Raw genomic sequence first — 20,329 nt, forward strand, 5'->3', positions numbered from 1 at the left:
AGGAAAGGTTATGCTGACTTACACGCCCCCGATCCGCGACATGCAGTTTGTGCTCTACGAACTTTTAGATGCACTGCAGTTAAACCAGTTGCCCGGTTACGAAGATGTTAATCAGGAGCTGATTGACAGCATTCTGGAAGAAGCCGGTAAACTCACCAGTGAAGTCCTCCAGCCACTGAATCACAGCGGCGATGAACAGGGCTGCCTGTTCAGCAATGGGAAAGTAAGCACGCCTGAAGGTTTCAAAGCCGCATACAAACAATTTTGTGATGGCGGCTGGGCTGCACTGGCCTGCGATCCAGAGTACGGTGGCAGTGGTTTACCTAAAACCATTAATACTTTACTGGAAGAAATGATCTGTTCGGCTAACCTGTCGTTCGGCATTTATCCGGGGCTAAGCTTTGGTGCTTACTCGGCCATCAGCCGTTATGCCAACGAATCGCTTAAACAAACTTACCTGCCTAAACTCGCCGATGGCAACTGGTCTGGCACTATGTGTCTGACTGAACCGCACTGCGGTACTGACCTGGGTCTGTGCCGTACTAAAGCCGAAGTTCAGGCAGACGGAAGCTACAAGTTAACAGGCAGCAAAATTTTTATCTCTGCCGGCGAACATGATCTGACCGAAAACATCATCCACCTGGTATTGGCCCGTACTCCGGATGCACCAGAGGGCATTAAAGGTATCAGTCTATTTCTGGTACCGAAAAAATACCCTGATGATGATGCACTGATAGATAACCGGGTCAGCTGTGGCGGTATCGAACATAAAATGGGTATCAAGGCGTCATCAACCTGCCAGATCAACTTTGATGAGGCTAGTGGCTGGCTAATCGGCGATTTACACAAAGGCATGCGCGCCATGTTCACTATGATGAACCAGGCCCGTCTGGCGGTTGGTGTACAGGGACTGGGACTGGCTGAAGCCGCTTATCAGGGTTCAGTCAGCTATGCCCGGGAACGTTTACAGGGACGCTCTCTTTCTGGAGTAAAACATCCGGAAAAAGCGGCAGATCCAATCATTGTCCATCCTGATGTTCGCCGTATGCTTCTCACTCAAAAAGCTTACGTTGAAGGCTGTCGGGCTTTCGGGCTTTGGGTTGCTATACAGCTGGACACTTCCCGTAAGCACAGTGATAAAACCGTCAGACAGGACGCTGATGAATTTGTGCAGCTAACAACCCCTGTAGTAAAAGCGTTTTTCACCGACCTTGGCTTTGAATGCACAAACTTAGGCATGCAGGTTTTAGGCGGTCACGGCTTTATCCGTGAAAACGGTATGGAACAACTGGTAAGAGATGCCCGAATTGCACAAATATATGAAGGCACCAACGGCATTCAGGCACTGGATCTGATCGGTCGGAAAATGCCACAAAAAGCGGGCCGTTACCTGCGTCACTTCTTCCATCCGATACAGAATTATCTTGAAAACCAGCAGGCTAATACTGAATTATCTGAATTTACAGGCCCACTCAGTAAAGCCTTTGGCCGACTACAGAAAGCCAGCCAGCAAATAGCCCTTACCGGCCTGAAAAATCCGGAAGCGGCTGCCGCAGTCGCCAGTGACTATCTGCGGTTATTCGGTTTGGTTGCGCTGGGATACATGTGGTGCAAAATGGCTGAAATTGCTTTGCTGCAGCCTGATGAGGAAAGTGGTTTTTACAAAGGAAAGCTGCATACCGCCCGCTTCTTTATGCAAAAACTGCTGCCACAAAGCAGCAGTTTATTCGCCAGTATTATGGCTGGCGAAAGCAGCATAATGCATCTGGAAGAGAGCAGTTTTTAACTCGCCCTAACGCCATTTAGCCCAGGGATCATCATCTGTTGCGCCATTAGCGTCGGATGAACCACGGGAGTCTGATGAGTCACGTTTCTTGTACGGACTGTCAGAATCATGATTTCGGCTTCTGGACGGCTTAGGACGTGAATGTGGAGATCTTTTAGACTTACCAAATTCAGCGGCTTTTTTAGCACTCTTTTCACGCTGTATTTCAGCATCTTCCAAACTCAGTTCGGCAGGCTCACCAGGCTTTTGGTTAGTCGGTACAACTCTGTCACGGGGTGACAAAGCAAACTGCTCAGACGATACCCGGGGTAAATTTTTGTATTTATACAAATAAAATATTTCTACTTTTTCCCGCGCCCATTCAGTCTTCTTTAAAAACTTCTCGCTCGACTTAATGCTTGGGTTGGTCTTAAAACAATTGATGTTTAAGTACGCATACAAAATTTCAAAACCGTAGTGCTCGACTAATTCAGTCAATACCTGGTTCAAACCGACCCCGTGCAGAGGGTTGTTTTTATAATCGACTTCATTACTCATAATCACTTCCAGGGAATAGTTACTTCAAACAGACAAAACTTAACGCACCATCATATCGGGCAAGATACAGAAAACCTATCAATAAGCGGGATCTATATCATTTAAAGCTTAGTCTGATTCTGGCTACCTTAAAAACGGCCCGACTACGAAGCCGGGCAGGCATCATAAATCAGATTAACAACAACCACCGGCAGACGTTGCCGAACTGCTGCTCACCACATCATAAGGCAGGTTACTGCCACAACCTTCAAAAATACCGTAATGATTATCCCAATTACCGATAAACTCAAAATGCTGCTGTAAACGTGACTCGTTGAGCATCCGGTAAGTGTTACCGCACACAGGAAATACCTTACCCGCTGCTATCAGATGATGCTTATCCAGCAGATAATTAGTTTCCTGATCAGCAATAGTGCCTTTATAAACCACAGCCTGACCATAATCTTCACAGGCAGGTTCCAGACCAGCAATTTTAAACAAGCGGTAAGTCGCTGAGTAAAAACCAATATGACCGATACGTTTTTCAACGGCCTGGTTATCAATGCCCAACGGGCGGTCTTCCACCAGTCTTGGATCTGCAAACCCACATTGCTTAGCTAAATTCTGGAAATCGTTCCAATACAAAGCACCGCTGAGGCACTCGCCGTAAAGTACCGGATCATTTACCAGTTCCTGAGGTACGCGACGATCAGCATACACATCAGAGAAATACATCTCACCGCCTGGCTTTAATAACCGATACGCTTGCTTGAGCACTGCTTCTTTGTCCGGCGACAGGTTAATTACGCAGTTAGATACAATCAGATCAAAACTGTTTTCTTCCAGCCCCAGTTCATCCAGCTTTTCAATATAGCCTTTCTTAAATTCCACATTAGACGTTTTATAGCCAAATGCTTCAGCATGGTAATCCAGATGACGGTTAGCAATATTCAGCTGTTCATCCGTCATATCTACACCGACAACCAATCCGGTTTCTCCTACCAGTGCCGCTAAGGTATAAGCATCACGACCAGAGCCGCTTCCCAGGTCTAAAATACGCAAACCTTTAAGTTGCTCCGGAGCCACCAAACCACAACCGTAGTAATGGCTGCTGACTTCATCATGGATCTTCTTAAGAATATCTTTAATTGGCTGTGGTGGTGCCTGTAAAGTACAGCAGGCATCTGTTTTCAGATCAGCAGATCCCTGGAGGGTCTTACCGTAATAATCCTGAACTTGTTCATGCATAGGAGGCTACTTCAATTTTGGTAAATAATAGGATGTGATACGTATCACTGCTGCTAATAAGCACATAATTTACCATGTCTAAATCCGATTATGGGAATCAAAGGATTTACAGGTCATCAGTTTTTTCATGGTAATAAGCACTCTTAATGAAAGAGGCATTCGAAACGGACCGCCAAACAGCGGAAATATCATAAATAAGAGACTGGCGAGAAACACATAACTTTGCAGGACTAACAGTCCTATGGTTAAGAACTCATCACTGTTGATGTACGTGGTAAAAAGTGCAGAGCTGTGATCAACCATTCCCGCTGTAAAAACAGCAACAGCTAATGCCAGTTTAAAAAGGAGCGCTGTTATCAAAGCATCCAGATACCGCAGGGTATGATCTGCAACAAAGCTTCTGCCTGCCGCCGTAAAAAGCCAATACAGCAATATAGGGACCAGCACCGCAAAATAAGATGCTAATAACCACATAATATAAGTGACCAGTGGCAACAGTGCAGCCAGTATTCGATCAGACCATGACGCCATAATGTTCTACCTATCTGAAGTTGCACTCAGTTTTACATAAATAGCAGGCACAAAAAAAGCGCCGCTCTTAAATTGAGGGGCGCTTTTTTAAAGTACAGACCGTAACGGTTAGGCTATTTACCTAACTTAGTACGAACCTGTTGAACCTGTATTTGCAGAAGAGTCAGTTGCGCCAACACTTCTAACGGCTATATCCACAAAATACAGGCACAAAAAAAGCGCCGCTCTTAAATTGAGGGGCGCTTTTTTAAAGTACAGACCGTAACGGTTAGATTATTTACCTAACTTAGTACGAACCTGTTGAACGGTACGCAGTTGCGCGACAGCTTCAGCCAGTTGAGCAGTTGCGCGGGAGTAATCCAGCTCGCTGCTCTGATCTGCCATAGCTTGTTCGGCATGCTTTTTCGCTTCTTCTGCAGCAGCTTCATTCAAATCGCCGGCACGCAGTGCTGTGTCCGCAAGGACAGAGACTTTGTGTGGCTGAATTTCAATGAATCCACCAGAAACGTAAAAGATCTCCTGCTCACCACCCTGCTTTTTAAGCTCTACAGGACCTGGTTTCAGTTCCGACAGAAGCGGAGCGTGACCCGGATAAATACCCAGGTCACCCAGGCTACCTGTCACTGATACGAATTCAATAAGACCAGAGAAGATTTCTTCTTCAGCACTTACGATATCGCAATGAACAGTCATAGCCATGTTTCTTTCCTCTAAGGTTTCAGCTCAGGACCAGATTAACTCCGGCCCTGTGAACAATTACATGCTCTTAGCTTTAGCAACCACTTCGTCGATGCCGCCTACCATGTAGAAGGCTTGTTCAGGCAGATCGTCGTAATCACCGTTCAGGATACCCTGGAAGCCGCTGATAGTATCTTTCAGAGAAACATACTTACCAGGCGCGCCGGTGAATACTTCAGCTACGAAGAACGGCTGAGACAGGTAACGCTGAATCTTACGAGCGCGGTTTACTGTCTGCTTATCTTCTTCAGACAGCTCGTCCATACCCAGGATGGCGATGATGTCTTTCAGCTCTTTATAACGCTGCAATACGCCCTGAACATTACGCGCTACGTCGTAGTGTTCCTGACCGATTACCAACGGATCCAGCTGACGGGAAGTAGAATCCAGTGGATCAACCGCAGGGTAGATACCCAGCTCGGCGATCTGACGGGACAGTACTACAGTCGCATCAAGGTGGGAGAAGGTAGTTGCCGGAGATGGATCGGTCAAATCATCCGCCGGTACGTATACCGCCTGGATAGATGTGATAGAACCAGTCTTCGTGGAGGTAATACGCTCCTGCAGAACACCCATCTCTTCCGCCAGTGTAGGCTGGTAACCTACTGCAGAAGGCATACGACCCAGCAGTGCTGATACTTCAGTACCTGCCAGTGTGTAACGGTAGATGTTGTCTACGAACAACAGTACGTCACGGCCTTCGTCACGGAATTTCTCAGCCATTGTCAGGCCAGTCAGCGCTACACGCAGACGGTTACCCGGTGGCTCATTCATCTGACCATAAACCAGAGATACTTTATCCAGTACGTTGGATTCTTTCATCTCGTAGTAGAAGTCGTTACCTTCACGGGTACGCTCACCAACACCAGCGAATACTGAGAAACCGGAGTGCTCAATCGCGATGTTACGGATCAGTTCCATCATGTTTACGGTTTTACCTACACCGGCACCACCAAACAGACCAACTTTACCACCTTTGGCGAACGGACAAACCAGATCGATTACCTTGATGCCTGTTTCCAGCAGCTCGTTAGAAGCAGCCTGTTCAGCATAGCTAGGTGCGGCACGGTGAATAGGCATACGCTCTTCTTCACCAATGTCACCACATTCATCGATTGGGTTACCCAATACATCCATGATACGACCCAGAGTCGCTGTACCAACAGGTACAGAAACTGGCGCACCAGTATTTGCTACTTCCAGACCGCGGCTTACGCCTTCAGTCTGACCCATAGCGATAGCACGTACGACACCGTCACCCAGCTGCTGCTGTACTTCCAGTGTCAGACCTTTGCTATCAACAGTCAGTGCATCATAGATCTTCGGTACGCTGTCACGTGGGAATTCCACGTCGACTACCGCGCCGATGATCTGAACAATACGTCCGCTACTCATGTTCGGATCCTCTTAACGTTTTAACCTGTTCACTTAGCTTATACAGCTGCAGCACCACTCACGATCTCAGATATTTCCTGAGTAATCGCGGCCTGACGAGCTTTGTTATAAATCATCTGAAGCTCATCAATTAAGTCACCGGCGTTGTCAGTTGCGTTCTTCATCGCCAGCATTCGTGCTGCCTGTTCACAGGCATTGTTCTCAACCACCGCCTGGTACACCAAAGATTCTATGTAACGAACCAGTAAGCCATTTAGCAAATCTTTTGCTTCTGGCTCGTAGATGTAATCCCAGTGATGGTTAAGACGGTCATCATCATCTTCCGCTTTCAGCGGCAGAAGCTGCTCAACTTGTGGTTGCTGTGTCATAGTATTAACGAATTCGTTAGATACCACGAACAGCTGGTCCAGCGTGCCTTCATCATAGGCATCCAGCATCACTTTAACTGCACCGATCAGATCGCCCATTTCAGGCTGATCGCCCAGGCCGCTCTTAGCTGCAGTTACGTTTCCGCCGAATGACTTGAAAAAGCTTACCGCCTTGGAACCCAGTGCACATACATCAACCTGGATGTTCTGCTCACTGAACTCTTTCATTTTGGCGATCGCTGCTTTAAACGCGTTAACGTTCAAGCCACCACAAAGGCCGCGGTCGGTTGCCACAATAATGAAACCGACACGCTTCACTTCGCGCTGTTGCAGATACAGATGCTTGTATTCAGGATTGGACTTCGCCAGGTGCTGAATTACGCCACGAATACTACGGGCGTAAGGACGGCTTTCCTGCATGCGATCCTGAGCCTTACGCATTTTAGATGCAGCAACCATTTCCATGGCGCTGGTAATCTTACGTGTGCTCTGAATACTGCCTATCTGCGTCTTTATCTCTTTTCCGACTGCCATAGTTCCACCTCTTAAACCTTACTTAGTAAAGGCCTGTATAATTCGCGATACAGGCCTCTCATTGAGTACTTACCAAGTTTGGGTAGATTTGAACTTATCAATGCCAGCCTTGAACTGAGCTGCGATCTCATCGTTGTAATCGCCGCTGTCGTTGATCTTAGCCATCATGTCAGCGTATTCGCTGTTGAAGTAAGAGATCAATGCAGCTTCGAAGTCGAGGACCTTGTTCAGCGCAATATCGTTCAGGAAGCCTTCGTTAGCAGCGTACAGACTCAGACCCATGTCAGCTACTGACATTGGAGAGTATTGCTTCTGCTTCATCAGCTCGGTTACACGCTGACCATGCTCTAACTGAGCACGGGTTGCTTCGTCCAGGTCAGATGCGAACTGAGCGAATGCCGCCAATTCACGGTACTGAGCCAGTGCCAGACGTACACCACCACCCAGCTTCTTAACGATCTTAGTCTGAGCAGCACCACCTACACGGGATACAGACAGACCAGCGTTAATCGCAGGACGGATACCGGCGTTGTACAGATCTGTCTCAAGGAAGATCTGACCATCGGTAATGGAGATTACGTTGGTTGGTACGAATGCAGATACGTCACCACCCTGAGTTTCAATGATTGGCAGTGCAGTCAGGGAACCAGTCTGGCCCTTAACTTCGCCATCAGTGAACTTCTCAACGTAGTCAGCGTTAACGCGGGATGCACGTTCCAGCAAACGGGAGTGAAGATAGAATACGTCACCTGGGTATGCTTCACGACCTGGCGGACGGCGCAACAACAGGGAAATCTGACGGTAAGCCCAAGCTTGTTTAGTCAGATCATCGTATACGATCAGAGCGTCCTGACCGCGGTCACGGTAGTATTCGCCCATTGCACAACCAGCATATGGTGCCAGGAATTGCATCGCTGCAGGATCTGATGCACCGGCTGCTACTACGATGGTGTGATCCATCGCGCCGTGCTCTTCCAGCTTACGCACAACGTTAGCAATCGTAGACTGCTTCTGACCTACGGCAACGTAGATACATTTAACGCCTGTGCCTTTCTGGTTAATGATTGCATCGATAGCAATGGCAGTTTTACCAATCTGACGGTCACCGATGATCAGCTCACGCTGACCGCGACCGATTGGCACCATAGCATCGATAGATTTCAGACCAGTCTGTACAGGCTGATCTACTGATTGACGATCGATTACACCAGGTGCAACTTTTTCGACTGCGTCAGTCAGTGAAGTTTCAATAGGGCCTTTACCGTCGATCGGGTTACCCAGGGCGTCTACAACACGACCCTGCAGTTCCGGACCAACAGGTACTTCCAGAATACGGCCAGTACAACGCGCGGTCATACCTTCAACCAGGTCCTGGTAGTTACCCAGTACTACAGCACCTACAGAATCACGCTCAAGGTTAAGCGCCATACCGTAGACACCGCCAGGGAATTCAATCATTTCCCCGTACATTACGTCAGCAAGACCGTGAATCAGGATGATACCGTCAGAAACGCTGACGATAGTACCTTCATTACGTGCTTCAGAAGAGACATCAAGTTTCTCGATGCGGCCCTTCAGAATCTCGCTGATCTCAGATGGATTCAGTTGCTGCATGTTTAATCCTCACACTCAGGCGGACAGGGCTTCGGCTAGCTTTGCCAGTCGAGCACGAATAGAGCCGTCGATAACCAAATCATCGGTCCGAACGATTACACCACCGATAATAGACTTATCTACTTCGGAAGTAAGACTCACTTCGCAGCCCAGCTTAGTGCTGAGCGCCTGAGTTAATTTTTGTTGCTGCTGCTCGCCCAGATCAAAGGCAGTCGTCACATTAATATCAACAGATTTCTGCTGACTAGCTTTCAACTGCTCAAACTGCGCTGAGATCTCTGGTAACAAAGCTAAGCGCTGATTTTCTGCTAACAAAGAAATGAAATTCTTTGTTTCTGCAGTCATTTGCTCCTGGCAAACGTCAATCATTACTTCGGCTTTCTGCTCGCTGGTTTGTGCTGGATTACCCAGCACCTGACGCATGGTTGGGTCTTGTGCAACTACCGAAGTAGTTGCCAGCATTTCAGACCACTGATCCAGCGTATTCTTTGCCAGCGCATGCTCGAAAGCAGCTTTGGTATAAGGTCGAGCGACTGTATTTGATTCAGCCATCATAAACCTCGCTTAAAGCTCAGCAGCCAGTTTTTCAACAAGCTGTGCGTGCGCGCTTTCGTCAACAGATGCTTCAAGAATCTTTTCTGCACCAGCTACAGCAAGAACTGCAACCTGGGCACGAAGAGTTTCTTTAGCACGGTTAGCTTCTTGTTCAATTTCAGCCTGAGCAGCCGTTACAAGGCGCTCGGCCTCTTCACGTGCTTTCTCTTTAGCTTCATCAACAATCTGGCTAGCTCGCTTATTAGCCTGTTCAATGATGGCGGCTGCTTCTTCCTTGCTCTGACGCATATCGGACATAGCTTTTTCTTGAGCCAGTTCCAAGTCGCGTTGTGCACGGTCAGCAGCGTCCAGACCTTCTGCAATTTTCTTCTTACGTTCTGCCAGCGCACCGGTAATCGGTGGCCAAACGTATTTCATACAAAATACAACGAAGAAGGCAAACGCAATGATCTGACCAATGATGGTTAGATTGATATTCACGCCATTACCTCTCGTAGTTGTCTAAAAAAGTAGTTACCCATAGGGGAAAAAATCTAAATCTACTTATGCAACCGCGAACAGTACGTACAGACCCAGACCAACACCGATCATAGGTACGGCATCAACCAGACCCATTACGATGAAGAACTGTGTACGCAGCATTGGGATCAGTTCAGGCTGACGCGCAGCACCTTCCAAGAACTTACCACCCAGGATGCCGATACCTACAGCAGCACCTACGGCGCCCAGACCCATCATCAGCGCACCAGCGATGTATAAAACAGCACTTGCCATTTCCATCAGTTTTCTCCGATTTTTAATTGCTAAAGTTTAAGTTTAAAAAGAAACCGTTAAATTATTTATTCAGTGATCACGCAGCACTTAGTGCTCTTCATGCGCCATGGCCAGGTAGACAATTGTCAGGACCATGAAGATGAATGCTTGCAGCGTAATTACCAGAATGTGGAAGATCGCCCATGGCACAGACAGCAGCCATTGTGCCCAGAAAGGCAGCAGTGCGATCAGAATGAAGATCATTTCACCAGCGTACATGTTACCGAACAGTCGCAGTGCCAGAGATACCGGCTTAGCCAGCAGTCCAACAATCTCCAGGAACAGGTTGAATGGCAGCATCCACTTACCCAGTGGCTGGAATGCCAGCTCACCCAGGAATCCGCCCAGACCTTTCATCTTAATGCTGTAGAAAACAATCAGACCAAAGACAGCGAAAGCCATACCCAGTGTCGCGTTAATATCAGTCGTTGGAACGACCTTCATGTATTCAACGCCCATTTGCTGGAAGGCATATGGCAACCAGTCAACAGGTACCAGATCCATTGTGTTCATCAGGAAGACCCAGACGAAAATAGTCAATGCAAGTGGCGCAATCAGTGCATTCTTATGGTGGAAGATACTGCTAACATTGTCTTCAACGAATTCAATGATCGTTTCTACAAAGTTTTGCAGATTTCCAGGTACGCCGGAAGTTGCTGAAACAGCAACCTTACGGAACAACCAGATAAAGAATAAACCTAAACCCACAGACCACAACATAGTGTCCACGTGGATAGCCCAGAAGCCCATTTCAGATGCTTCCTGGCCACCGTGCGCGAAGCTCCAACCATTAACCGGGTGATTACCGAAGGTCAGGTTGGTGAGGTGGTGGGATATATAGGCTGAGGAAGTCAGTTCGCCGCTAGCCATTATTATCTCTCTCGTTAAAGTTTTTGAAATCTTTTATTCAGTTGCAGCTGAACGTAAACACCGACCAGCTGCAATCCAATGTAAGTGCCAAATAAGGAAAATGCATTCACCGGGTGAATCAGGGTAAATGTCAGCGCAAATGCTACCGCTGTCATCGCCATTTTCCATATTTCACTTGCATACGCCTGGCGTACTACTGTGCCGGCGGTTTGTTTAACCGGTGCATTAAGCATCTTTCGGATAAACCAAATATTCGGCAGCATATAAATCAAGCCACCCAATACTGCTGAATAACCAGCAGCAAGACTGTAAGTACATGAAAGTGCGGCGATAATAAGGGTGCAAACAATCTGAACCAGGAGGGTCTTACGGAACTCTTCAAGGGCAATACGGCCATGAATACCAAGCTTTTTTGGCTGATTTTTCATGTCTTATACTTACCCTCAATCCCCTGTTTCGAAGCCACTGCACCAATCTACGCCTCCGAACAGCCTGCGCATTATAGGGACTTAAGGCAGCCGCATCAATACAAGATACGGGCTTTTAGACGTTTGTCTTGAATTGATGAATTTGCTTATACCACCAACAGGGTATGGTAAGCGGTTAAAATACCCTGCAGAAAATATTGCCTGCATTAATTCGACAAAATAATCTGCGCAAAGAGTTCTGTTTTTCAGAACAAGATTGCAAAAAGGTTTGCTGAGAAAAGCTATTAACCGGTATTAAAAATACTTAATTAAAATAAAAACGGGCTGTATAAACAGCCCGTTTGTATATTTTTTATACAAAAAATTATTTTACTGCATTTTCCCGATCAGGCTTTCCAGCATTTCTGCTGAATCAAAATCAATGGTGATCTTACCCTTGCCTTCTGCGGTTTGCTTAATCGCAACCTTAGTATCGAAATGGCTGGTCAGCGATTTCGCGAACTGCTCTATCTGCGGGTCAGGTTTAACAACCACTTTAGGTGGCTCATCCTTCTTCTGTTGCAACTTGCGAACCAGATCTTCGGTCTGACGCACTGACAGGGTTTTACCAACCACATCTTTTGCCGCACTGATTTGTTCTTCACCTTCCAGGCCCAGTAAAGCCCGTGCATGACCCATTTCCAGGTCACCGTATTCAAGCATACGCTTAACGTCTTCGGATAAATTCATCAGCCGTAACAGGTTAGTCACAGCGGTACGGGATTTACCGACAGCATCAGCAACTTCCTGCTGAGTCAGATCAAATTCAGTTTTCAGCCGATCCAGAGCAATGGCTTCTTCCATTGAATTCAGGTTTTCCCGCTGGATGTTTTCGATCAGCGCCATTGCAATAGCCGCTTCATCAGGTACATCACGAACGATAACAGGTACTTCGCTCAAGCCGGCCATCTGACTGGCACGCCAACGGCGTTCACCGGCAATAATCTCATAAAGACTGTCAGAAACCGGACGTATAACTATCGGCTGCATAACGCCCTGAGCTTTAATCGAGTTTGCCAGTTCTTCCAGTGCCTGCGGTTCCAGATCACGACGTGGCTGATACTTGCCACGCTGAATCTGTTCAACCGGCATGAGTTTGTAACCATCCTGGTTATCAGCAACGGCACCGGTTTCTGTCGCGGTGTCGTCAGCAATAACATCTTGCTCTGTTGCCGATGACAGCAATGCATCAAGTCCCCGGCCTAAACCCCGTTTTTTCGTTACCATTGATCAGTCTTCCTGCTGCGCAGCCTGCGCTAATTTCTTTTCCTGGGTGGTTTTGCGGATTAGCTCGCCCGCTAATGCCAGATAGGCAACCGCTCCCCGGGAGCTTTTATCATATAAAATTGCCGGCAAACCATGACTCGGTGCTTCTGCCAGCCGGACATTCCGCGGAATTACTGTGCGATAAACCTGATCACCAAAATATTCAACCAAATGATTCGACACGTCTTTGGTCAGGCTCATCCGCGGGTCAAACATGGTACGTAAAATACCTTCGATTTTCAGTGCCGGATTAAGACGGCTGTTAATCTTCTTCACTGTGCCAATCAGGGAGCTGATACCTTCCAGCGCATAATATTCACATTGCATTGGAATGATGACGCCGCTGGACGCAGCCAGTGCATTCACAGTTAACAGGTTCAGTGATGGCGGGTTATCAATCAGCACAAAGTCATAATCATCACGTACTTTTTCCAGCGCCATTTTCATACGAAATTCCCGGCGTGGCATTTGTAACAATTCAACTTCAGCAGCGGTCAGGTCACCGTTAGCACCTACCAGATCATAACCGGCCGGCGATTTTTCAATAATTGCATCCTGGATTTCAACTTCGCCGGTCAGCAATTCATATACAGAGCTTTTCAGGTGGTGTTTATCCACTCCGCTGCCCATGGTGGCATTTCCCTGCGGATCCATGTCGACCATCAGTACCCGCTTCTTAGTCGCCGCCAGTGACGCCGCCAGATTCACGCAAGTGGTGGTTTTACCCACACCACCTTTCTGGTTAGTGATGGTTAAGATTTTTGCCACAGTCAGGCTCTCCCAAAAATCAACAGATGACGCTCACCTTCGGTCCCCGGTACAGAAAGCTCGAGGCTCTCGTGTAAACGGATATGATCAGGTAATTGTTCAATTTCTTCGACAGGATACATGCCTTTCATGGCAAGAAAAACACCTTCCGGCGCACATAGGTGCTGCGTCCAGTTCAGCATATCCTGGAGTGAAGCAAAGGCTCGGGAAATGATACCGTCAAAGAGGATTTCCGGCTGAAATTTTTCCACCCGTTCATGCACTACTTCAACGTTGTCCAACTTCAGTTCGGCTTTTGCCTGAAACTGAAAGCGGCTTTTTTTAATATTGCTGTCCAGCAATGTGATAGGCAGATCTGGACGGCAGATTGCCAGGGGTATACCCGGCAGGCCTGGTCCACTGCCAACATCAATTAGCCGTTCTGCACGGATATGCGGGAGAACGCTCAGGCTATCAACCAAATGCCGGGTGATCATTTCTTCCGGTGAACGCACGGCTGTCAGGTTGAAGGTTTTGTTCCATTTCACCAGCAGCGCATGGTATTGCAGTAATGCGGTATATTGCTGTTCGTTAAGCTGTAAACCTAACGCGTCACACTGTCGCTGTAATAACGGCAGGTATTGATTATCCATGTGCAGTTTTTCCCCGCCCCAGCTGCTGCTTCTTCAGATGTACCAGTAAAAGTGAGATTGCTGCCGGTGTCATCCCCTGAATTCGCGACGCCTGAGCAATCGTCTCAGGACGAACATCCAGCAGCTTAGACTTCAGTTCGTTCGATAACCCACCCACAATGTCATAGTCAAAATCAGCCGGTAAGACCGTATTTTCCTGACGGCGTACTTTCTCGATATCATCTTTCTGGCGATCAATATAACCGGAATACTTAATCTGAATTTCAACCTGCTCAGCCGCCTGTGTATCTGTCAGACTTTCGCCTTTGAGACTGGCGACATCAGCATATTTCAGCTCTGGACGTTTAACCAGATCATGCATGTTGTATTCCCGCGCCAGCGGTTGCTGAAGCTTGCTGTTCAGCAAATCACCCTCGGGGGTGCCCGGCTGGATCCAGGTGCTTTTCAGACGCTGATTTTCCTGCTCAATGGCTTCTTTCTTTTCACAGAAACGCTGCCAGCGGGTATCACTGATAAGCCCCAGCTCACGGCCTTTTTCAGTCAGACGGATATCGGCATTATCTTCCCGCAGAATCAACCGGTACTCTGCACGGCTGGTAAACATCCGGTAAGGCTCTGATGTCCCGAGAGTTATCAAATCATCGACCAATACACCCAGATAAGCTTCATCACGGCGGGGATACCACTGGTCTTTTTCCTGCGCCCGCAAAGCCGCGTTAACACCGGCTAATAATCCCTGTGCACCCGCTTCTTCATAACCAGTCGTGCCGTTGATTTGTCCGGCAAAATAAAGACCGTTAATCACTTTGGTTTCCAGAGTATGTTTCAGGTCCTGCGGATTAAAGAAATCATATTCAATGGCATAACCCGGACGAGTGATATGCGCATTCTCGAAACCTTTGATGGAACGCACAGCTTCAAGCTGAATATCAAATGGCAAGCTGGTTGATATCCCGTTCGGATACAGCTCATGAGTTGTAAGGCCTTCCGGTTCGACAAACACCTGATGGCTGTCTTTATCGGCGAAGCGCATGATTTTATCTTCAACTGATGGACAGTAACGTGGTCCTGCCCCATCAATTACACCCGTGTACAGTGGTGAACGATCCAGTCCCTTACGCAGAATTTCATGGGTACGCTCATTAGTGTGGGTAATGTAACAGCTGATTTGCTGAGGCTGTTCAGCACTTGTGCCCATGTAAGACATGATAGGCGTGGGTGTGTCACCTGGCTGTTCCTGCATCAGACTGAAATCAACACTGCGGGCATCTATCCGTGGTGGTGTTCCGGTTTTCAGACGGTCGACCCGTAATGGTAACTCACGTAAGCGCTGAGCCAGGGCTATCGAAGGTGGATCACCGGCACGACCACCAGCATAGTTATCCAGGCCAATATGGATTTTACCGCCAAGGAAAGTACCGACTGTCAGCACCACATTGCGGGCATAAAATTTCAGGCCGCTCTGGGTAACAACACCTGTTACCTGGTCACCTTCAACAATTAAATCATCCGCAGATTGTTGGAAAATTTGTAAGTTTGGCTGATTTTCCAGAATGGTTCGAATTGCCGCTTTATAAAGAATGCGGTCGGCTTGTGCACGTGTTGCACGAACAGCCGGACCTTTACGCGAATTCAGAACCCGAAACTGGATACCGCTGCGATCGGTTGCTACGGCCATAGCTCCGTCTAAAGCATCAATCTCTTTAACCAGATGGCTTTTACCAATTCCGCCAATAGCCGGATTACAGGACATCTGTCCCAGAGTCTCAATATTGTGTGTTAACAGCAGGGTTTTCACCCCAGTACGAGCTGCTGCGAGAGCTGCTTCAGTACCGGCATGGCCACCACCAATAACAATCACATCGAAGTGGTCAGGATAGTCCACCGATAACCTCATTAACGTTGAATGCTTAAATCGTATGTGCCGTCAGAACTGATAACAGTTTTGTAACTGTCTGACTGATGAGATATCAGTTTCAGTATTGGCTCTCGAAAAGGCTGACAATTATAGACGGATGCGGAGCATTAAGAAATGATTAAAATTTGAACAGTTCTTTTTCTGTTTAACTTTTTAAATAATATATATTGTTTAGGTATTTAAAGATCTTTTTATTTTTATGATTATTATTAAGCAGGCCTATTTCTGTGTTTAAGTGTTAAATATATAACAAAATCATAGCTTTGCTGACATATTAACCCTGTTATATTAGGTCGGATATAAGGTTTATAAGCCGTTCAGGAGCTGTGCATAACAAGGCTACTTATCCACCGGGGTATTTGTCCCCAACTTCTTACAAGGCTTATACCTGCGCAGTTATACAGCATACACACAAGCTAATGTGAATAACTTTTAGGGGTTTTTACTGTTGCCGTGCATGCTTATATACTGATCTGGCTTGTGTATAAGTGTCTTTATCAGGGAATGAACATAGGAGAACTACGGTGACAGCTGTCTTTACTAATCCGGTAGCGTTAAAGCGCGCCTTCTTTATTTGTCTGATTATAGGCAGTTTACTGAACCTGATTAATCAATGGTCTGTATTCTTTGCTGATGCAGATTATCAATGGTTACCTGGCTTACTGACCTTTTGTGTGCCTTTTTGTGTATCACTTTTTACCAGTTGGCTGGCTTCACCAGCACGAGCTGTGAATCAGACGGAAACTATTGAGCAACCGCCTGCTGAGCATCCGGTATTGGGAGACGTTGGCCAGTTACACGGTTTATCCCAGCAAGTATTAGCAAATGCCACCCGGGTAAATGGTGCATCGAAAGAGCGTTTGCAGTTCTTTGAAGATCTGACCCAGGCGGTGCAGTCTTCTATTGCTGAGTTACAAGCGATAGTTACTACATTGCAGGATAATCAGCAGGCGCTGGAAGAATTGCAAAAGAGCTTTGCTCAGGTATGTAAGGAAACTGGCTTTCTCAGCGATGAAATTCGTAATTTTTCATCATCATCGGTGGAATTGCGGGAAGAGATTGATCAGTTTCTTAGTTCATTTGAAGGCATATCCCGACTGGCTACCGCTATTTCAGCGACATCCGAACAAACAAACTTACTGGCATTGAACGCTGCAATTGAAGCTGCCAGAGCCGGTGAGGCTGGCAGAGGCTTTGCGGTTGTTGCGGATGAAGTTAAGAATCTGGCATTAAGCTCACAAAATAATGCCAAAGACATTAATGCTGATTTATCCGGGTTACAGAAACACGAAGTTTTGTTGCGGGAAAAAATCGACGTTATGTCGAATTCGATTGAGTCGGCGATGTCTTCGGTTTCAGAAACTAATCAGTCTGGCATGGCGAGTACGACTAACGATGCTTACCGACGTATTGAAAGTCTGTTTCATGGTATGGCCGATATCAGCCAGCGGACTACTCAGGAACTGAGCAATTTTGAGCGTATATCCGAACAGTTTGGGCAGGCACTACAGGATGCTGAAAAAGCCATCCATGGCTCTGCCGCTAACATGGAGATTGGTGATTCAATGGTTCAGTTGAGTGAGCAGGCGAAAGCAAACCTGAGCCAAGCCTAAGCCATTAACTGTTTGCATCTGAGTGTTTCATTGCCAGTAATAGCTGGCGGTGAAATTCTCTGATGGCACTTTCCTGCTGACTGGCATAAGCACCCACAGAGTACAGAGGGGATGCCAGTGACTTCTGTTGTTGCTCACATACGTAAATGTCTTCAGCCATAAAATCACCACTGGCTAATGGATCATTGTCGTTTGCCTGACGGGCCTGATTAGATTTATCAGCTTTTGTCCCTGGCTGTTTTTGATAATGGCTATAGCTATGCCATTCCTGTGTCCAGAAACGCCAGTCTGATGCTGGCATGACACGGGTGCGGGTAATCACTTTGGTTTTATTTGCAGCCAGAGGAATAATCCAGAAGATTGACCAGGACGATTCGTCTGCACCGATACCAAAACAGGGAAAGAGTAGAGGCACATAAGCGCCTATAGGTTTATCGCTGGTGAAATGATCGATGACAGGTAACGGACTTTGTTTGTCTACATTGGCAGCGTACTTTGCTGCCAGCGGTTCATAAAAGTGAAAATGCGGGCCACAGAAACCGCTTTGCTGTTGTTTATGATCGTACATATCCAGGCTAGTACTATGTAAATGCGACAGGTGATAACCGTCGATATAGTTTTCTACCACCAGCTTCCAGTTCGCCTGAATTTCATGGCTGGTTGAAGAGTTGGAATATTCGATCAGTTCACTTATTTTATGAGGCCCAAGATAAGCGTCTACGCCTTGTCGCCATTCTTCCAGCGAAAGTGCTTTCGGGTCTGAATGCACCCAGATCATATTATCCCAGCAACTGATCTGTGCGGCGTGTAAGCCCAGGGTGCTTTTATCCAGGTCGGCAAACTCTTCTTTCTGCTGGGGAACGGCGATCAGATTACCTTTAAAGTCGTAGCTCCAGTCGTGGTATGGGCATGTAATTGCTTTACCTGCCTTACCGCAGGTACGCAGCAGCTGAGTCCCCCGGTGACGGCAGATATTATGAAATGCCCGCAGTTCTGCATCTGGTCCCCGAATAATCATAATGTTGTTACGTCCGGCCTGGACGGTAAGAAAGTCGCCGGGCTCGGGTAAGTCTTCGACAAAGCCGGCAAACTGCCAATTTTGTTCAAATACCGTTGCCATTTCCCGGTTAAACCAGGCGTCTGAGGTATAGGCTGATTTAGGTAGCAAAAGGGCACTTTTTATCGACATACAAATACCTTTAGTCGGCTGGTGTAATCCGTGTTTGATCCTTCATTGCCTGCTTTTACAAGTTGGCAGTTTACGTTGAATTTGTCTAACCATCAGATCAGCTGATTCAGTGTTGTTTGTGTATGCCTGTACAGGTTAGGAAAAAGTGTATTGATGTCTTTATTGGCAACACCGAACCAGCGTGCCAGCTCGGCATATAGCTGCTCTGTTGCTGTCGTTGGTATCAGCACGCCATTACCTGCGTCTAGCGGGTTGTTGTCACCCAGGCTTAGTGACGGATACTGACCATAAATATTGCCGCCGTTAATAGGTTTGCCCATTACCAGAGTATTACCACCCCAGCCGTGATCAGTACCGTTGCCGTTAGACGTCAGGGTGCGGCCAAAGTCTGAGCCGGTAAATGTAATAACTTGTTCATCAATGCCCAGTTCTTCAAGGCTTTGCTGGAATTCACCTAATGCCTGACTGAGTATCTGAAGCATACGCTGATGGTTGTTTAACAGTTCATCATGATGATCCCAGCCAATGTAGCGCAGAAAAAAAGTCTGCTGTTGCTGGTTTAACCTGTCTGCGGCTTTAATACTGCCGGCGACAACTTTCAGCTGCTGCGAGAGTGGTGTATCTGAAAAGCGAGTATTAATGTCTACCGGCGTAATAGCATCGCGGAATACCTGGTGCCGGGACTGTGCCTGGCGGGTTTGCGCCAGGTAACTTTGCTTAAAGGGATCATGTTGATAGTCAGTGCTGAGTAAGGTTTCAAAGCTTTCCAGTAAAGCCGCATTCAGTGGTGTTTTCTGTTCGTTAACAATTAGCCCGATGCTGCCCTTATCCGTAATACTGTAATGGCTGCTTAATATGCCATTTTGCATGATGTTACTGCCAGCCAGAGAGATATTCATCGGAATCTGATTATCTGACCGGCGTGGTTGTAGTGCATCTGAAAGGTAGCCAAACCAGCCTTGATTGATGCGTGCCTCGGGGCGTGAGGTTTGCCAGTGCTTAAACTGGTCTGCATGGGACAGTAAGCCCAGCGGTAATTTTGCAGAACCGTTATTCATTGCCTGCTTGCTGGTAGGTTCAATCATTGGTGCAATATTGCTGATAAATGCCAGATCCTGTTTATTAAACAGCTGCTGTATCTCTGGCATGGACGGATGTACACCGAATTCTCTGCCTTGCTGATCATTGCGGTTTTCCAGCGGTAGCAGGCTACTTTGCGATAATGCCAGATTACTACGGCTGTTACGGTATTCCTGATAATGTCGGTTATTGCTGGGAACCAGCATATTAAAGCTGTCGTTGCCGCCATCAAGCATAATGAATACCAGTGCTTTCCTGGCCGGCTTTATGCGTATGTCTCCGGGCATCGGAGCATTATCTGCGGCAAATGCGGAGGCACTAAATACCGGTGCTGTTCCGCTTAGCATGCCTGTTCCTGCTAATGTCAGGCCGGATTTAAGCAAATTACGGCGACTCTTCTTTGGTGTAGATGAATTTAACTGAGTCAT

Annotated in this window: 20 protein-coding genes; 2 read left to right on the forward strand and 18 right to left on the reverse strand. The window is 47.2% G+C overall.

Going from position 1 to position 20,329, the window contains the following annotated elements; translation table 11 throughout:
• Positions 1-10: 10 nt before the first annotated feature.
• The gene (locus tag OCU49_RS23505) at positions 11-1,786 is read left to right on the forward strand and encodes an acyl-CoA dehydrogenase C-terminal domain-containing protein (protein WP_261842941.1); all 1,776 of its coding nucleotides are present in this window, start codon (positions 11-13) and stop codon (positions 1,784-1,786) included.
• Between the two features lie 6 nt (positions 1,787-1,792).
• Here the strand turns inward: OCU49_RS23505 and OCU49_RS23510 are convergent, their stop codons facing one another.
• The 16 genes from OCU49_RS23510 to mnmG all read right to left on the reverse strand — a co-directional run bounded on the left by OCU49_RS23510 (position 1,793) and on the right by mnmG (position 15,986).
• Positions 1,793-2,323: a VF530 family protein gene (locus tag OCU49_RS23510; protein WP_261842942.1), complete on the reverse strand. Its 531-nt coding sequence runs from the start codon at positions 2,321-2,323 to the stop codon at positions 1,793-1,795.
• 174 nt (positions 2,324-2,497) lie between these two features.
• Positions 2,498-3,550, reverse strand: coding sequence for a methyltransferase domain-containing protein (locus OCU49_RS23515; protein WP_261842943.1), 1,053 nt, complete (start codon positions 3,548-3,550; stop codon positions 2,498-2,500).
• Between the two features lie 78 nt (positions 3,551-3,628).
• Complete coding sequence (locus OCU49_RS23520) at positions 3,629-4,024, reverse strand: hypothetical protein (RefSeq protein ID WP_261842944.1); 396 nt, start codon at positions 4,022-4,024, stop codon at positions 3,629-3,631.
• Positions 4,025-4,354: 330 nt separating this feature from the next.
• Positions 4,355-4,780: a F0F1 ATP synthase subunit epsilon gene (locus OCU49_RS23525; protein WP_261842945.1), complete on the reverse strand. Its 426-nt coding sequence runs from the start codon at positions 4,778-4,780 to the stop codon at positions 4,355-4,357.
• Between the two features lie 57 nt (positions 4,781-4,837).
• Positions 4,838-6,214, reverse strand: a complete 1,377-nt coding sequence (atpD, locus tag OCU49_RS23530) for a F0F1 ATP synthase subunit beta (protein WP_261842946.1) — start codon at positions 6,212-6,214, stop codon at positions 4,838-4,840.
• A 38-nt stretch (positions 6,215-6,252) separates the two neighbouring features.
• Positions 6,253-7,116, reverse strand: coding sequence for a F0F1 ATP synthase subunit gamma (gene atpG, locus OCU49_RS23535; protein ID WP_261842947.1), 864 nt, complete (start codon positions 7,114-7,116; stop codon positions 6,253-6,255).
• A gap of 69 nt (positions 7,117-7,185) precedes the next feature.
• A complete protein-coding gene (gene atpA, locus OCU49_RS23540) occupies positions 7,186-8,730 on the reverse strand; it encodes a F0F1 ATP synthase subunit alpha (RefSeq protein ID WP_261842948.1) in 1,545 nt (514 codons plus the stop codon).
• Between the two features lie 15 nt (positions 8,731-8,745).
• Positions 8,746-9,282, reverse strand: a complete 537-nt coding sequence (locus OCU49_RS23545; RefSeq protein ID WP_261845286.1) for a F0F1 ATP synthase subunit delta — start codon at positions 9,280-9,282, stop codon at positions 8,746-8,748.
• Between the two features lie 12 nt (positions 9,283-9,294).
• A complete protein-coding gene (locus tag OCU49_RS23550; RefSeq protein WP_261842949.1) occupies positions 9,295-9,765 on the reverse strand; it encodes a F0F1 ATP synthase subunit B in 471 nt (156 codons plus the stop codon).
• A 63-nt stretch (positions 9,766-9,828) separates the two neighbouring features.
• Positions 9,829-10,065, reverse strand: a complete 237-nt coding sequence (atpE, locus tag OCU49_RS23555) for a F0F1 ATP synthase subunit C (protein ID WP_261842950.1) — start codon at positions 10,063-10,065, stop codon at positions 9,829-9,831.
• Between the two features lie 81 nt (positions 10,066-10,146).
• The gene (gene atpB / locus OCU49_RS23560; protein WP_261842951.1) at positions 10,147-10,968 is read right to left on the reverse strand and encodes a F0F1 ATP synthase subunit A; all 822 of its coding nucleotides are present in this window, start codon (positions 10,966-10,968) and stop codon (positions 10,147-10,149) included.
• A 14-nt stretch (positions 10,969-10,982) separates the two neighbouring features.
• Positions 10,983-11,396: an ATP synthase subunit I gene (locus OCU49_RS23565; protein WP_261842952.1), complete on the reverse strand. Its 414-nt coding sequence runs from the start codon at positions 11,394-11,396 to the stop codon at positions 10,983-10,985.
• Between the two features lie 369 nt (positions 11,397-11,765).
• Entirely contained in the window at positions 11,766-12,662 is an 897-nt protein-coding gene (locus tag OCU49_RS23570) for a ParB/RepB/Spo0J family partition protein (protein ID WP_261842953.1), read from the reverse strand.
• 3 nt (positions 12,663-12,665) lie between these two features.
• Positions 12,666-13,469, reverse strand: coding sequence for a ParA family protein (locus OCU49_RS23575; RefSeq protein ID WP_261842954.1), 804 nt, complete (start codon positions 13,467-13,469; stop codon positions 12,666-12,668).
• A gap of 2 nt (positions 13,470-13,471) precedes the next feature.
• Entirely contained in the window at positions 13,472-14,101 is a 630-nt protein-coding gene (gene rsmG, locus OCU49_RS23580; protein WP_261842955.1) for a 16S rRNA (guanine(527)-N(7))-methyltransferase RsmG, read from the reverse strand.
• The gene (gene mnmG / locus OCU49_RS23585) at positions 14,094-15,986 is read right to left on the reverse strand and encodes a tRNA uridine-5-carboxymethylaminomethyl(34) synthesis enzyme MnmG (protein ID WP_261842956.1); all 1,893 of its coding nucleotides are present in this window, start codon (positions 15,984-15,986) and stop codon (positions 14,094-14,096) included. Before mnmG ends, rsmG begins: the two co-directional genes overlap by 8 nt.
• Positions 15,987-16,543: 557 nt before the next feature.
• Here mnmG and OCU49_RS23720 point away from each other — a divergent pair.
• Positions 16,544-17,632 (forward strand): methyl-accepting chemotaxis protein, encoded by a 1,089-nt coding sequence (locus tag OCU49_RS23720; RefSeq protein WP_272885305.1) that lies wholly within the window; start codon positions 16,544-16,546, stop codon positions 17,630-17,632.
• A 4-nt stretch (positions 17,633-17,636) separates the two neighbouring features.
• Here the strand turns inward: OCU49_RS23720 and OCU49_RS23595 are convergent, their stop codons facing one another.
• Both OCU49_RS23595 and OCU49_RS23600 read right to left on the reverse strand, forming a co-directional pair.
• Positions 17,637-18,821, reverse strand: a complete 1,185-nt coding sequence (locus OCU49_RS23595) for an aromatic ring-hydroxylating oxygenase subunit alpha (RefSeq protein ID WP_261842957.1) — start codon at positions 18,819-18,821, stop codon at positions 17,637-17,639.
• 92 nt (positions 18,822-18,913) lie between these two features.
• Positions 18,914-20,329, reverse strand: a complete 1,416-nt coding sequence (locus OCU49_RS23600) for a DUF1501 domain-containing protein (protein ID WP_261842958.1) — start codon at positions 20,327-20,329, stop codon at positions 18,914-18,916.

This window comes from Aliamphritea ceti (assembly GCF_024347215.1).
GTDB lineage: Bacteria > Pseudomonadota > Gammaproteobacteria > Pseudomonadales > Balneatricaceae > Amphritea > Amphritea ceti.